Origin of the sequence: Mycobacteroides saopaulense (genome assembly GCF_001456355.1) — a bacterium.
GTDB lineage: Bacteria > Actinomycetota > Actinomycetes > Mycobacteriales > Mycobacteriaceae > Mycobacterium > Mycobacterium saopaulense.
Map to the genome: position 1 here is coordinate 4362215 of NZ_CP010271.1, position 15344 is coordinate 4377558.

The 15344-nt window shown below is 64.2% G+C and carries 14 protein-coding genes; all 14 read right to left on the bottom strand.

Translation table 11 applies throughout. The annotated features are described in order from the left end of the window. Window positions 1–36: 36 nt before the first annotated feature. The 14 genes from MYCSP_RS21685 to MYCSP_RS21750 all read right to left on the bottom strand — a co-directional run bounded on the left by MYCSP_RS21685 (window position 37) and on the right by MYCSP_RS21750 (window position 15186). Window positions 37–1395 (bottom strand): MlaD family protein, encoded by a 1359-nt coding sequence (locus MYCSP_RS21685; protein ID WP_083017562.1) that lies wholly within the window; start codon window positions 1393–1395, stop codon window positions 37–39. Further along, complete coding sequence (locus tag MYCSP_RS21690; RefSeq protein ID WP_083017564.1) at window positions 1392–2579, bottom strand: MlaD family protein; 1188 nt, start codon at window positions 2577–2579, stop codon at window positions 1392–1394. Before MYCSP_RS21690 ends, MYCSP_RS21685 begins: the two co-directional genes overlap by 4 nt. Continuing rightward, window positions 2579–3718 (bottom strand): MCE family protein, encoded by a 1140-nt coding sequence (locus tag MYCSP_RS21695; RefSeq protein ID WP_083017566.1) that lies wholly within the window; start codon window positions 3716–3718, stop codon window positions 2579–2581. The genes MYCSP_RS21690 and MYCSP_RS21695 overlap by 1 nt, the downstream gene beginning before the upstream one ends. After that, the gene (locus tag MYCSP_RS21700) at window positions 3715–4740 is read right to left on the bottom strand and encodes an MCE family protein (RefSeq protein ID WP_083017568.1); all 1026 of its coding nucleotides are present in this window, start codon (window positions 4738–4740) and stop codon (window positions 3715–3717) included. Before MYCSP_RS21700 ends, MYCSP_RS21695 begins: the two co-directional genes overlap by 4 nt. Next, on the bottom strand, window positions 4737–5789 hold the full coding sequence (locus tag MYCSP_RS21705) for an MCE family protein (protein WP_070911737.1): 1053 nt from the start codon (window positions 5787–5789) through the stop codon (window positions 4737–4739). The genes MYCSP_RS21700 and MYCSP_RS21705 overlap by 4 nt, the downstream gene beginning before the upstream one ends. Next, window positions 5786–7309, bottom strand: a complete 1524-nt coding sequence (locus tag MYCSP_RS21710; RefSeq protein ID WP_083017570.1) for an MlaD family protein — start codon at window positions 7307–7309, stop codon at window positions 5786–5788. The genes MYCSP_RS21705 and MYCSP_RS21710 overlap by 4 nt, the downstream gene beginning before the upstream one ends. A 1-nt stretch (window position 7310) precedes the next feature. After that, entirely contained in the window at window positions 7311–8171 is an 861-nt protein-coding gene (locus tag MYCSP_RS21715) for an MlaE family ABC transporter permease (RefSeq protein ID WP_070911735.1), read from the bottom strand. 10 nt (window positions 8172–8181) lie between these two features. Next, window positions 8182–9048, bottom strand: a complete 867-nt coding sequence (locus MYCSP_RS21720) for an MlaE family ABC transporter permease (protein ID WP_070911734.1) — start codon at window positions 9046–9048, stop codon at window positions 8182–8184. Window positions 9049–9411: 363 nt separating this feature from the next. After that, a complete protein-coding gene (locus MYCSP_RS21725; RefSeq protein WP_070911733.1) occupies window positions 9412–9861 on the bottom strand; it encodes a MaoC family dehydratase in 450 nt (149 codons plus the stop codon). After that, a complete protein-coding gene (locus MYCSP_RS21730; RefSeq protein WP_083017572.1) occupies window positions 9858–10820 on the bottom strand; it encodes an NADPH:quinone oxidoreductase family protein in 963 nt (320 codons plus the stop codon). Before MYCSP_RS21730 ends, MYCSP_RS21725 begins: the two co-directional genes overlap by 4 nt. Further along, window positions 10817–11683 carry an SDR family oxidoreductase gene (locus MYCSP_RS21735; RefSeq protein ID WP_083017574.1) on the bottom strand — a complete coding sequence of 289 codons (867 nt, stop codon included), beginning with the start codon at window positions 11681–11683 and terminating at the stop codon, window positions 10817–10819. Before MYCSP_RS21735 ends, MYCSP_RS21730 begins: the two co-directional genes overlap by 4 nt. A gap of 63 nt (window positions 11684–11746) precedes the next feature. Next, complete coding sequence (locus tag MYCSP_RS21740) at window positions 11747–13165, bottom strand: aldehyde dehydrogenase family protein (RefSeq protein ID WP_083017576.1); 1419 nt, start codon at window positions 13163–13165, stop codon at window positions 11747–11749. Between the two features lie 156 nt (window positions 13166–13321). After that, window positions 13322–14272, bottom strand: coding sequence for an SAM-dependent methyltransferase (locus MYCSP_RS21745; RefSeq protein WP_088415099.1), 951 nt, complete (start codon window positions 14270–14272; stop codon window positions 13322–13324). Further along, window positions 14269–15186, bottom strand: coding sequence for a class I SAM-dependent methyltransferase (locus MYCSP_RS21750; RefSeq protein ID WP_083017580.1), 918 nt, complete (start codon window positions 15184–15186; stop codon window positions 14269–14271). Before MYCSP_RS21750 ends, MYCSP_RS21745 begins: the two co-directional genes overlap by 4 nt. Between the last annotated feature and the right edge of the window lie 158 nt (window positions 15187–15344).

Here is a 15344-nt window from a genome sequence, read left to right on the forward strand (position 1 = left end):
TCCTTGCGCGTCTTGCTGATGCCTATCCGAACGCGCCTAGCGTCCGGTAGGTGGAGTATTGCCGAAACCGGGCGGCGGTGCAGGCGCCTCGGGAGGCAAGGGTGCGTCGCCTGGAATCGGGAGAGGCCACTGCGGTCCACCATACGGCGTGGGAACGCTCCACTTGCCGCGCGGCGTCGGATCGGACACCTTGGCCAGGTCCGCGTTGGGCGGCGGGCCCGCGGTGTCGTCGTCGGCGGGACGCGGCGCGTTGCGCGCACCACGAACCAGCATCGCCGGATCGGGGTTGGCGCAGTAGGTGGAGTACAACGCCGGTTCGTAGAAGCTGGCGTCCGAGACCGGCTTGCGGGGCGTGGCGTAATCGCACGTGGGTCGCGGATACAGCAGGTCGGCAAGTGCCCAGACGGCGCCGTCGTGGAAGATCGACGCCGCGCTTTCCAGCATCGACCCACGCACCTCAGGCCCGGGGAACAACGCGTTGAGGGCCGGGACACGCACGTAGTTCAGCTGCGCGACCGTCGCGAGATTGCCCAGCAGTTGCACCATGGTGTCGGAGTTGTCGGTGAAAAGGTTGTCCACACCGTGAAGGGTCTGTGGAGCCCGCTCCAGCAGAGTCCGGAAACCGCCGTCCATCTTCTTCAGACCGGCGAAGGTGCTGCCCAATTGCTGACCGGTGGCGTCCAGACCCGAGTTGAGGTCCACCAACGTGGAGAACGTCACCTTGCTGGACTTGAGCAGCGTCACCGTTTCCGGCAGTACGCCATCCAGGGTGGTGATCAGGAAGGTGCCGCCGTCGAAGATGTCGGCGAGCTTCTCCGGCCCCTGCGCACTGACCCCCAACTCCTTGCGCAGAGTGCTCAGCTTCTCGGTATCCAGCTGCGCCAGTAGACCATCGGAATCCGCCAGCACCTGCGCGAGCGTTATCGGGGTGGTCGCCTTGCCCAGCGCGACGATGCTGTTGTTCCCCAGAAAGGGGCCGTTGTTCGTCGTCGGCCGGAAATCGAGATACTGCTCGCCGGCCGGTGACAGGCCGGAAACCCTGACCTCGCTGTCGACCGGAAGCTTCACCGAACCCTCGATGGCCGCGGTCGCGACGACGCCGCCCTTCTCCAGTTTGACCGATTGCACCCGGCCGATCGGCACCCCGCGCAGGGTGACTTCCTGGTTCGGCAGCAACCCACCGGATTCGTGCAGCTGCACCTTCACCTGGTAATCGGACTCGATCGGGTTCACCTTCAATGTCCCGAACATCACGTAGCCGACGCAGACGACGAGGATCGCCACCAAGCCGACAACCGACAGCCATTTCCAGCTGCGCTTGAACACGTCACCTATCGACAGCAGACCGCGCGATATCGATTCCAGCACGCCACCGGACTGCACGGGGGCGGTCATCGGCCGGGTCCTGGCTCAGGGGCGGGAGCAGGCGCGGGTTGTGGTTCCGGCTGCGGTGCCGGGGCGGGCGGATTCGGTCCCTGACCCACAACGCGCTCCTGCAACCGGTACAGCGAGTATTTGAAGCTACCGACGAGATAACCCCAGTCAGCCTGCTTGGGACCGTGGAAAGTCGGGTCGCCCTTGTACCCGGCATCGGGCCAGTTACCGAGCGCCAGCTTGGCCATGTTGACGTCGACAGCCAGTGCACTGCCGGCATTGGCCTTGATCAATATCGGAAGCAGACGGTTCAGCGCGACCAGGCTCGTGTCCGGGCTCACCGTGACGTCGTTGAATCCCTTGGCGACCGTGTTGAAGTCGGCGATCATGCTGCGGGTGTCGGTGCCCTGAATCGACGGGAACTTCGCCAGCTGATCCGAGATATGTCCGGCCGTGTTCGCGAGGTCGGTGACCTGATGCGGATCGATCGCCTTCAACGCGGGTGCACCGGACTCCAGCAGATCGTTGATCGTCTTCTCCCGTGCCGAGAGCGTGGAGGCCAACTGCGAGGTCTTGTCCAGCGAGTTTTGGATCTGCGCGGACCGGCCGTTGAGCGTACCCATCAACTGGTCAGACTGCTTGACGATGTCACCGAACACGATGCCGTTACTGCCGTTACCGCCGGAGGACTTTCCTAGCCCGTTCACCACATGTGTCAGGTTCCGGATCACCCCACCGTTGACGAGCACGGCCGCGGAAGCGAGCACTCCCTCGACCGTCGCGGCCGACGAGGTGTTGTCCAGGTCCAGCGTGCCGCCGTCTTTGAGCAGCTGACCGCTCGGCGTGGCCGGCGGGGTGACCGCCACGAAGACATCGCCCAGCGGAGTCGCCGTGCGCAATTGTGCAGTGGTCCCGACAGGCAATCGCACACCCTCGCGGATGCGCAGCTGGACCACCGCCACATAGTCGACGGCATCCATCGACTCGACCTCGCCGACGTCGGCGCCACCGAGGCGCACCTTCGCCTTGGCGGGCAGATTGAGCGCGTTGGCGAATCGCGCGGTCAATTTGTAGGACTGCGAGCCCATGTTAGGAGCCGGCAGCGGCAAACTGTCGAGTCCTGGTGGCGTGCAAGCAGATACGGCCAGTGCGCCGACTGTGGCCAGCGCGGCCAACCTGAGCTTGGAAATCTTCACCTCGCGCATCACTGCCCCATCCTGGCCATGCCGTCGAGCATGTAGGTCAGCCCGAAGTCGGGACCATAATCGGCCATCGTCCCGGTGCTGCATCCGAGCTGCCGCAGACCCATCATGTTGCAGATTTCCTTGGTGAACTGGCTCTCGAAGAGCAGCTTGTCCAACATCGGATGCAAGCGCAGCGACCCGTTGACCGGATCGATCGATCGATCGACGTTGTCCAGTAGTAGCGGCAGCAGATCCAGAGTCTCCTTGAGCTCACGCTGGTTATCGCTCAACGACTGCAGGGTGACATTGCTGTTCCCCAGGAGACCCTTGATGACATCGCGGTTTTTCTCGATGAGCTCCGCGGTGCTCTTCAAGACCTCGTTGGCCTTGCGACCCGTGTTCCCTGTGCCGAACCGTTCGGCGGCCAACACGTCGGCAGTGCCGTGTACAGCCGAGCCGAACTGCCGAATTGCCTTGTCATTCTCATTCATTGCGTTCACCAAGGAGCTCACGCTCTTGATGATCGTGGTCAACTGATCCTTGGTCTCGGCGCCATCGGTGGTCATCTTCAACGCCTTGGACAGTTCGTCCAGCGCCGTCTTGACCTGCTCACCGTTACCGGCTGCTGCCTGAGCCCCGATATTGACCAGATCGGCGGCCGGACCGCCGCCCTTCCCGTCGCCCTTCATCGCTGAGGCGAGCTTGTCGACGGTGGCCAGCACGCGGTCGAATCCGACCGGGGTGCGGGTGCGATCCAGCGGAATAAGGTCGCCGTCCTTGAGCACCGGACCCTCGGTGTACGGCGGGCTCAGTGCGACGTGCCGGTCGGTGAGTACCGAGCTGGTGAAGGCCGCGGCGATGACGTTCGCCGGTACCTTCACGTCCTTGTCGACGTTGAACTTGACCTCGACATAGGTGCCCTTGGCCTCGACCGATTCGATCGCTCCCACCGGCAGCCCGAGCACCTCGACCACGTTGCCGACGAAAAGGCCCGAACCCTCATCGAATTGGGCGGTGACGGTGATCTTGTCGTCAACCACGCCGGCCTTGCGCAGACCCAGATAGCCACCGACAAGCGCCAGCACGACGAGCACCGACACCGCGCCGATCATGAACACCCGGCGGGCCGTGGACCCCTGCTGTGTCACGTTGATGCTCATGCGCAGTCCTTGAAGTACTCGAGCAGGCCCCACTGCTGCGCGCGGCTACTGATGGCGCACATCCAGTTGTCCACGATCAGACCGTTGGTCAAGTTGATGCCCATGGAGTACCCCGAGCCGGTCGCGTTCGTAAAGTTACGCAGCGGAACGGGCAGGATCTGCAACAGATTTCGCATGTAGTCGTCGTGATCGCTGGCCATTGCCGTGACGTCCCGCAGCTGCTGCAACAGCTTCTCGAAGGCCGGCCGGTCCTTGACGACAACCTTGCTCAGCAGGTCGACGACCTTGGTGATCGATGCCATCAAACGCTGGAATGACGCCTTGCGGGACACGAACTCTCCCAACAGATCGCGCCCCTGAAAGACCAGGTGTCCCAGGTTCGCCTGCTGGCGGTGCAGCGTCGCGGTGACGGTGGACGCGCTCTTGAGCAGCTCACCGATCTGAGTCCGCCGGGTGGAGACAATCCCCGACAAGTCCTTCAGATTGCGCATCGCCTCGGGCAGCGCCTCGGGCAACCCGTCGAGTTGCTTGGCCAGGATGTCGATCGACTGGGCCAGCTTCGTCGCGTCGACCTGCTCGTAGGTGGCTGCGGTGTCGGCAAGCAGAGCCTGCAGGTCGTAGGGCACCTCGGTGTGCGACAAAGCGATTCGCTTGTTAGGAATGGCGCCGGCACCGCGTGGCCGCAGCTCGACGTAACGCGAACCGAGCAGTGTGGTGGTCTTGATCGCCGCCTGCGTCTCGGCACCCAGCTTCACTTCGTCACGCACCCGCATATCGACCAGCACCTTGGTGCCGTCGAGGACCACACTTTTCACCTCGCCGACGTCGACGCCCGCGACGCTGACGTAGTCGCCCTTCTTGAGCTGGGCGGCCTGTGCGAATTCGGCCTGATAGCGGGTGTATCCGAAACCGATCTGGCGGTACAGCAGCATCGATGCGATGATCGCGGCGACGACGCCCACGGCGATCATGCCGATCCAGAACTTGCTGCGGTCTTCTAGCTTACGTTCACGGGGGCTCATTCGATCCCTCGGCATTTCGGTGTGTACTTCGCGACACCACCGTGCGTGGCGTGCCGGACAATGGCGGGGACCAGGTCATTGAGACCCGGGAAGAACCCGTTGATGTTCAGCTGGCAGGCGTACGAGTTGCCATACGCGCCATCCTGAGTCGTGCGAGCAAGGCCCTTGAGCAGCAACGGCAGGTTGGAGCCCAGGAAGGCGAACTGATCCTTGTTGGCCAGGATGTGCGCGGCAGTGCCGGGCTCGCGGTAGACGAGCTCCTGCATCTGCGGATAGACGTTGTCGCCGATGGTCTGGATCCGGCTGACCACATGCGTCGCGGAACCGATCGACGAGACCAGGTTCTGACGCCGGTTGTCCAGTTCACCGACGACGTTCTGGCCCTGGATGACCAACTGGTCGAGGTTGTCGTTCTGCTTGGCGACGTTGTCCAGGACGGTGTTGAGGTTGTCGATCAGGCCACCCAGCGATTGATCGCGCCCGGCAAAGGACTTCGTGATCTCGGTGGTCTGCGCCACGACGTGGGCCAGCGCGCCCTTGTCACCGGCGAATGCGTCGATGAGCCCGTTGGACAGGTTGTCGACCTGCTTGGGGTCCAGGAGGGTGAACAGCGGCTCGAATCCATTGAGCAGCGCACCGACGTCGAAGGAGGGTTCGGTCCGCTCCACCGGAATGACACTGCCTTCGGGTAGCCGCTCCGGGCTGCCATCGATACCGCGGGACAGCGAGATGTAGCGCTGACCGATGATGTTCTGGTAAGTCACCGCGACAATCGTGTTGCCGTACAGGTTCTGGTTGCTCTTGACGCGGAACTTGAGCTTGGCGAGTGAACCGTCCAGCTCGATGGAGTCGACGCGTCCCACCCGCACACCTGCGATGCGCACATCGTCACCCACCCGCACGCCGGTGACATCGGTGAAAATCGCGGTGTAGTTCTTGGTCGACCCGGTGGTGTCGCGGCGCAGGGTCCCGTACACCAGCGTTGTCACGCCGATCGCGAACACGACGAACAGCGACAGCCCGATCGCCGCGGCCCGGAAGTTCTTCATCGTCCGCCTCCCTGGGCCGAGTTGGGCTGTGCCGAATCGGGTTGGCCGGCCTCGGCATCCGAGGTGTCGCGGCTCACCGAGATCGTCGTTCCACGCGCCACCGGCCCGAGGAGTAGCTGCTGGGAAGTGCTCGCGCCTCCGCCCAGCGCCTTGCCGAGCTGCTCACGCTCGACCGCGCTGCCCACCGGTCCGACATTTCCACCGAACGAGGCAGGCGCCACCCCGGCGGGTGCCGGGTTGGGCGGCGGACCGAACGGCGGCAGCACCGGGTTCGCCGCTCTGTCGACTTCCTGCGGGTTGGGCCCCGTGCCGTGCAGCATGATGTCGGCCGCGGTCGGCGGGAAGATGGTTCCCGGTGGCGGCGCGATATCTGGCGGCGGCTTGTAACTGCCGGGCTGCAGCACCTCGGGGATGTCGATCCACTGGCGCGTCTCCGGCGCCGTGGTGCAACTCGGTCCGGCCAGCTCGCCATATCGCGGGCAGTCGTCGCGGACGTAGGTCCAGGCCGGGCTGAACGACAGGATGAGGTTCAGGCCGATGACCTGTCGCCCCGGGTCCCAGCCGTTGGCGAACGCGGCGTCCGACAGCGCCCGCACACGCGTTGCGATCGGTACGAACTTGTCCGCGTTCTGCGCGAGGACACCCACGACCGGAGTCAGGTGGGTGCCGATGCCAATCATCTGGTCGATGTGATTGTCGATGGCCGTCGCGGTGGTCCCGGTGGTGTGCAGGCCGGCGGAAAGCAGCCCCCGCACATCATTTTGTTTCTGGGCTACGGTGCGCAGCGGCACCAGGGCGTTCTCCAGGTTGTCCAGCAGTCGAGGGGAGGTGGTGCTCAGTGCGTCTGACACCTTCTCCAGCGCCGCGATCGTCGAGGGATCGTTCGGGCTGGCTGTGACCATGGCGTTGAACTCGGTGAGGATCGCCTGCAACCGAGCACCGGAGGTCAGCAGCTTGTTACCGCGGCCCTGGGTGGCCTCGCCGAACACACCGATCAGACCGATCGGCGGGTCGCCCCGTTGCCGTTCGGTAGCGGCAAGCACCTGGCGCAGCTTGTTGGTGGTCGTCTGGAACAGCACCGTCGGCAGCTTGGTGTCCTCGGTGATCACCGCGCCGTTACGGATTCCGGCCCCGTCCCCGTTGTCGACCAGCTGCACCGACGACACCGCGAACACGTTGCTCGGCACCACGCGCGCGGTGACGGTGCTCGGAATGCCGCCGGCGTGCTCGGACTTCAGGTCGATGTGCACAATGTTCGGCTTGCCGTCCTCGGCAGGTGTCACCGACGTGACGGCCCCGACCAGCATGCCGCGGAACTTCACGTCGGCACGTTCGGGCAATCCGTCGCCGACGTTCATGAGCTGAGCGTCGACCTTGACGGTGTCCTCCAAGTAGCCCTTGGACTTGGCGAGCAACAGCCCGGTCACCAAGCCCAGGATCGCCAGCACCGCGATGCCGGCGACCAGCAGGGCACGGTCGGACCAACCGCGACCGCTCGCTGAGAATGATCCACCGCTCATGTCAACCACCGAACCTTGCGCCGGCATCGACTCCCCACAACGCCATGGTGAGAAGCATGTTCACGATGATCACCACGGTGATGGCCGCACGCATCGCGTGACCGGCGGCCACACCTACACCCTCGGGTCCACCCGAGGCGTTGAAACCGAAATAGCACTGGATGGTCGACGCGATCCACACGAAGACGACGGCCTTGATCACCGAATAGACGACGTCGGTGCCACTCAACATCATCGTGAAGTAGTGGTTGTAGGCACCGCCAATCGAACCGCCGCTGGAAATCCCGACCAGCAGTCGGCACGTGATGTAGCTGATGACCAGGCACAGCAGGTACAGCGGAACCACGGCGACGGTCGAGGCCAGCAAGCGGGTGGTGACCAGGTACGGGATGGGCCGGATCGCCAACGCGTCCAGGGCGTCGATTTCCTCGTTGATGCGCTGCGCGCCCAGTTGCGCGGTGAAGCGGCAGCCTGCCTGCATCGCGAACGCGAGGGCGGCCATCACCGGCGCCAGCTCGCGGGTGGAAACCAGGGAGGAAATGAATCCGGTGGCCGGGCCCAGGCCGATGATGTTCAGCAGGTTGTAGGCCTCGATACCGATCAGGGCACCGATAGTGGCACCCAGCACCGCGGCCACACCAACGGTCCCACCGCCGGTGACCAACGAGCCGTTACCCCAGGTGACGTCGGCCAGTAGCCGGAAGAACTCCTTGGAGTAGTAGCGCAGAGCGTTCGGGATGGACGCGATGGCCTCCACGAAGAACGCCAGCATGTGGCCGAGCCGCCGAATCGACTGGGCGATCCGGTGCCCGGCGTCGATGATCGGCTGAACGCCCTTGGGGCGGTATGTAGAGATGGTCATGCCGGGGCCCCTATATCCCGTGCCTGGGGAAGACCATGACATACACCTGGCTGACCAGCACGTTGATCAGCATGAGCACCAAGATGGACTCGACGACCGCGGCGTTCACCGAGTTGGCGACACCGGCCGGGCCACCCTTGGTGGTCAGTCCCTTGTCACACGCGACGATCGCGACGATGAGGCCGTACAGGATCGCCTTGAGCAGCGCCAGGATCAGATCGTCGACACGGGTGAACGAGGCGAAGGTCGCGACGAAGCTTCCCGGCGCCCCGTGCTGGAAGTAGACGTTGAACAGGTAGCTCGCCAAGAATCCGACGAAACACGTGGTACCGGTGAGGCCGACACCGACCAGGACGGCCGCGGCGACGCGCGGGACGACGAGCCGTCGAATCACCGACACACCCATCACCTCCATGGCGTCGATCTCTTCGCGCATGGTTCGAGAGCCCAGGTCCGCGGTGATGGCCGAGCCCACTGCGGATGCCATCAGCACGGCCGCGACCAGGGAGGCGCCCTGGCGCACGATCGCGACACCGCTGGCGGCGCCCGCCAGGGAGGACGCGCCGACCTGGCCCGCCAATAGAGCGAACTGGATGGACAGGGTGACACCGATGGGGATGGCCACCAGCAGCGTCGGCACCACGGCGCTGCCGGCCATGAATGCGCCCTGGTGGATGAATTCCTTCCACGGGAACGCGCGATGAATCAGATCCGAGAACATGTACTGCATCGCCCGTACGCCCAGAACGATCTGGCTGCCTGCGGTTTCCACCGCCTGCACTGGATGCTTGCGCACGTACTCTTTGAGGGCGCCCGAGACCGCGTCGCGGGAGGGTGTGGCAGGCCGAGCCGGACTCGCCCCTTCGAATGTGGTCATCGTGCCCTCACGTTCGAACGCACCGAATACCCAGGGGCAACACGTCCGCGTGCTGGCTGACCCACGTGATGCCCTCTCGTCCAAACCTCTCGGGCACATCATCTTCGCTGGTCACAGAGAAAGCGGGGCCCGAACTGAGCAGTAACATAACACCTGACTGACGTGATCTACACATCGTCGTAGATCACGGTGAGATTTACGCCACCCTGCAATATGTGGTGTCCAATTGGTTGACAAATCGCTGGTCACGATTCCATTGGGCGAGAATGGGTATCAGGGCCCCAAGCCTGTCGCCGGTCACCCTTGTCACGTCGGGGCCGAAATACCCTGTGCCATCGTTCCCTGACACGGCACCACAAATCATTACGCGATGTAGCGCGAAATCGACTCCGCCACACAGGCTGGCTTGTCGGCACCTTCGATCTCGACGGTAGTCACGATGGTCACATCCACGGCGCCGGGCTTCTGCTCGACATTGGTCACCTCGGCCCGCGCCCGCAGCCTTGAGCCCACCCGAACCGGATTGATGAAGCGAACCTTGTTGTAGCCGTAATTGATTCCCATCGCGATGTTGTCGACGCGAACCAGCTCGAACTGAAAGTGCGGCAGCAAGGACAGGGTGAGCAGCCCGTGCGCGATGGTGCCCCCGAACGGGCCATCGGCGGCGCGCTCGGGGTCGACGTGAATCCACTGGTGATCACCGGTGGCATCGGCGAACGTGTTGACGCGCTCCTGATCGATCAGGAGCCAATCGGTGGTGCCCAGATCACCGGTGGTGACCTCGTCAATTCCGTTGAACACCTTGCCCGTCACGGAACCAACACCATCTTTCCGTAGACCTTTCCGTCGGCGAAGTCCTGCAGTGCCTGACGGCCTTCGGACAGCGGTATACGTGCGCTCACCGGTGGGCGCATCCCCTCGGCCACCAGCTTTTCCAGACCCGCCTGCGTCTCGTACAGGTAGTCCGGATGGGTCCGCAGGAATTCACCCCAGGCCACGCCGACCAGCGAGGCGTTGCGCAGAAGCAGGCGATTGACCTTGATCGTCGGTATCCCTCCGGCCGCGAATCCGACGACCAATAGCCGCCCTTCGGAAGCAAGCGTGCGCACCGCATCGTCGAATGCCGGGCCGCCGATCGGGTCGACCACCATGTCGACACCGTGGCCGCCGGTCGCATCGCGCACCTGTTTGGCCCAGCCCTCTTCCAGCGGCAGGACGACATCGGCACCGACACTCTTGACGAATTCCGTTGCCGCAGTTCGGTTGACCACCGCAATCACCTTGGCACCCATGCCCTTGGCAATCTGGATTGCTGCGGTGCCGATACCGCCCGCAGCACCAAGCACCAGCACCGTCTCCCCCGCACGCAACTGCCCTCGGCGGGCATAGGCGAAGTACATGGTGTGGTAGTTCGCGATGAGCGCGACGGCCTCGGCATCGTCGAGTTGGGGTGGCGTCGGCAAGATGTTGGACGGCGCCACCGCCACACGTTCGGCGTATCCGCCAATGAAATTGAAGGCCATCACCCGATCACCGGGGTTGATTCCGGATCCCTGCGGAGCCGAACGCACCACCCCGGCGGTCTCGATTCCCGGGACGAAGGGCGGCTCCATTTTCAGCTGGTATTCACCCTTGGTCATCAGATAGTCAGGAAAACAGACTCCCGCGGCCTTGACGTCGACGACCACGACATTGTCACCGCGCGGCTCCTCGACATCGGTGTAGACCAGCCCTTCCGGTCCCGAAAGTGACTGTGCCTGTATCGCTTTCATGCGAGTGAGGGCGGGCCGGCCTTGACGGCGTTCGACAGATCGGCGATCTGCGACCACTTCTCGGCAACCTCTTCCACGGTGGGAGGCGCGTCAAAGTCCGCGCCTGCGTTCTCGAACAGCGCGACACGTTGCACCTTGCCGCCGCCGACGACGAAAACCGAACCGTTGTCGGTGCTTTCCTCCGTGCACAGATATCCGACGACGGGCGCGACGAAGGACGGCGGCAGCTTGTCCAACACCGCCTCGGGAGCGATGTCGGCGGTCATCCGGGTGGCTGCAATCGGTGCGATCGCGTTGGAGTGGATGTTGTACTTGGCACCCTCCAACGCAAGGGTGTTGATGAGCCCGACGAGTCCGAGTTTGGCCGCGCTGTAATTGGCTTGCCCGAAGTTGCCGAACAGACCGCTGGTCGACGTGGCGACCACGATGCGGCCGTAGCCCTGTTCACGGAAATGCGGCCAAGCGGCGCGAGTGATGTTGTATCCGCCGTACAGGTGAACCTGTTGCACCGCATGCCAACTGTCGTAGGTCATCTTGTGGAATGTGCCGTCGCGCAGGATGCCTGCGTTACTCACCACGCCGTGAATCGCACCGAACTCGTCGAGGGCCGTCTTGACGATGTTGGCCGCGCCCTCTTCGGTTGCGACGCTGTCATAGTTGGCGACAGCCCGGCCACCGGCCGCCTTGATCTCGTCGACCACGCCATCGGCCATGGCCGACCCGGCGCCGGATCCGTCTCGGGCACCGCCCAAATCGTTGACGACGACCGAGGCGCCCTCACTGGCGAGGGTGAGCGCGTACTCGCGGCCCAGTCCCCCACCTGCTCCGGTCACGACAATTACCCGGTCTTGCACTCCCGGCATGCAGAACTCCTATTCACTTGACACTTCATTGGGTTGGGTGAAGCAGAAGGACGAAACCTTAAGTTACATAAGCTTTTTCATCAGCTTCAGATTCTTCTCCAGGTACGGCGGATACGGCAGCTTGAGGTCCATCTTGGTGCTCTTGTACAGCGTCGACTTGAGGTGGCTGAACTCATCGAAGCCGGCCTTGCCGTGGTAGGCACCCATGCCGCTGGCACCGACCCCGCCGAAGGGCAGATTGGGGATCACCGCGTGGTACAGCAGGTGGTTGATGACGGTGCCGCCCGCCGGTACCTCGTCGATGAAACGATTACCGATCCGCTTGGACTCGGTGAATGCGTAGGCCGCCAACGGCTTGGGACGCGAGTTGATGAAGCCGATGGCGTCATCGAGAGAATCTGCGGTCAGCACCGGCAGGATCGGACCGAAGATCTCGTTCTGCATGAGCGGCTCGTCTGCGCTCGGATCAACCACGATCGTCGGCTCGATGGTGAGCGCTGACGCGTCGGAGCCGCCGCCGGTGGCCACCTCGCCCTCGGTAGCGGCCAGGTAACCCACCAACCGATCGAACTGGCGTTGGTTGACCACCCGCAGTCCCTTGGATTCCTTGTCGGCCTGGAACTCTGCCCACGCGGCCGTGATCTTCTCGACCAGCTCATCGCGCACTGCCGAGTCGACAAGAACGTAGTCGGGGGCCAGACACACCTGGCCCGAGTTCAGGCCCTTCATGTATCCGATACGGCGAGCAGCCACTTCGATGTTGGCGTCGGCGGCCACATAGACCGGCGACTTGCCACCCAGCTCCAGCGCGACCGGTGTCAGATGCGGCGCAGCTCCTTCCAGGATGCGCTTGCCGATCTCGGTGCCGCCCGTGAACAGTGCCTTGTCGAAACCTTGGGCCAGCAGTTCCTGCGTGACCGAGCCGTCGCCTTCGACGACGGCCACCGCATGCGGATCGAGGTATTGAGGAATGAGCTTGGCCATCAGGGCCGACGAAGCCGGCGCGATCTCCGAGGGTTTGATGGCGACCGTGTTGCCGGCCGCCAGGGCGCCGACCACAGGGCCCAGCGTGAGGTACAGCGGGAAGTTCCACGCCCCGATGACCAACACCGTGCCGTACGGCTCGGCCACCGACCATGCCTTGGCGGGTTGCTGGGCCAGCGGCAGGCCACGCACCCGCTTGCGTCGCATCCACCGGCGAAGGTTCTTGCGGGCATAAACGACCTCGACGACCGAACCGACCACATCGGCGATCCAGGCCTCAGCCGAGGACCGCCCCAAGTCCTCGTGCAACGCGGTGGCGATTGCGGCCTCGTTCTCGGAGAAGAGCCGCTCCAGGCCGACAAGCTGTGCCTTACGCCAGTGGTACTCGCGAGTGCGGCCCGTCGCGAATGTCTCTCGCAGACCCCGGACGATGTCCGGGATGCGTGAGGGCTCGGACGCAGCGTGCTGGTCGGCGGGCGTAGAGATCTCGGTGGTCATATCCGTTCCTCTCGATGGCAGGCTCATCAATGAGCGCATCTCCGCAGTTCACACACGTACACACGGACTCGCGATGGCAGCTAAGTGAGCTGTATCACCGATGGTAACCAACCAGTTGGGACCTGAGAACCCCGCACCCCTGAGGGTTACGTTCCGTCAACCCTTGAGCTCGGCCTCGATCAGGGTGTTCCCTCGCACGTCCTGCTCCATGTAGGCCGGTCGACCCGCCCCTGCCATCTCCACCTCGGCGGGTATCGCCCGCACCGTCCATCCACGACCGGCGAGCCATTGAGGGACATCGGTGCGGTCCTCGTCGTGATACATCAGCGATCCGACATCGAGGGACTCGCCGTCCAACCCGGCCAGCTTGCGGGCTCGGTCGAAGTGTTGACGCATCTTGCCTCGGAACTCTTGCCGCTTGTCGTTGTCCGGTCCCACAGCCTCGACGGCGATCCTGCTGCCCGGCGCGCTCTGGTCCACGATCAGCTCGAAGAGCCGGTCCTGCGCCTCGGTCGGCAGATACATGAGCAGGCCTTCTGCCAGCCACGCCGTGGGCGATGCCACGTCGAATCCCTCGTCCTGCAGGGCTCTGGGCCAGTCCTGTCGCAAGTCGACGGGCACTTCACGCCGAAGGCACGCGGAACGCACCTCATGCTCGTCCAGTGTCTGGCGCTTGTACTGCAGCACCAGCGGCTGATCTATCTCGTACACGGTGGTGCCGACCGGCCAGTCCAGGCGATAGGCGCGAGAATCCAGGCCCGCGGCCAGGATCACCACCTGGGTGATGCCCGCACGCGAGGCCCGCTCGAAGAACGCGTCGAAGAACCGGGTGCGGACCGCCTGGTAATCCACCGCGTACTGCATGATGCGGTCGGCCTCGGGATCGAGTTCGGCGAGCTGCTGGCGCAATCCGTCGCTCGCGATCACCGACCAGGCGCCTGATCCCGCCCGCTCGACGAGAAGCTGCGCGAAAGGGTCATTGATCAGCGGTGTCCGGCTGCGGGTTTCGGCCGCCCGGGCGGCGGCCACCATCACCGCGGTGGCACCCACGCTGTTGGCGATGTCCCAGCTGTCGTCATCGGACCGTGTCGTCGTCGTGCCGGTCACCGAAGCTCCCCCTGGATCAACTGGCCGCGGAACGTGCCCTGCTGGACGTCCTCGGCAACCGGCCTGCCCAACCGCGCCATCTCGTCGTGCGCATCGGTCTTGGTCACCGACCATCCGTGCGCTTCAAGCCATTCCGCAGGATCGGCCCGGTCCTCGTCCTCGTAGATGAGGTTCTCGATCGTGACCTCGATATCGACGGCAGTCTTGAAGGCCGCGCGCACCTGTTCCCGGCGAGCCGTTTCTTCCTCGCTCTCGTCCAGGACCAACTTCCCGTCGTATCCCTCCACGGCGATGCGACTGCCCGGCGCACTCAATGCACCGACGTTCAGGAAGAGGCTGTCCTGGGCGTCGGCGGGCAGGTAGGGCAGCAGGCCCTCGGCAAGCCATGCGGTGGGTTGGGCGGAATCGAACCCAGCCGCACGCAGCGCAGCAGGCCAGTCCTCGCGCAGGTCGATGGCCACGCCGCGTCGCTGTGCCGTCGATTGATGCGCCGCGAGAGCGGAGGCTTTGAACTCCAGCACCTGGGGCTGGTCGATCTCGTACACGGTGGTGCCGACCGGCCATTCGAGCCGATACGCGCGGGAGTCCAGGCCGGAGGCCAGAATGACGATCTGCCGAATTCCCGCCGTGGCCGCGGACAGGAAGTAGGCGTCGAAGAAGTGCGTGCGGGTGGCCTGGTAGTCGACCATCCGGCCGTAGATCCGGCCCGCCTCCGGGTCCGGCCAGTCGACGTCGCCGGAGGCCAGCCGCTCCCAGCCGGTCGATTTTCCGGTCGCGTCGACGAGTATCTGCGCGAATGGATCACGGATGAGCGCGTCGGCACGCAGCGTCTCGGTGGCGCGTGCGGCTGCTACGCCGAGCGCAGTGGCCCCCACGCTGGAGGTGATGTCCCAGGTGTCCCCGTCGACGCGCATCCGGCTTCCTCTCACGGCAAACTAGACCCAATAGTGAGCAATGCTACAGATCTTCGGCCGTGGCGGGCATTGTGCAACAGGTCACATTCGCCCTGGTGAAGCCCCGGTAACTGCACCCTTCATTCATTTGCCCGTCATCTTTGTTACCCACCACACAC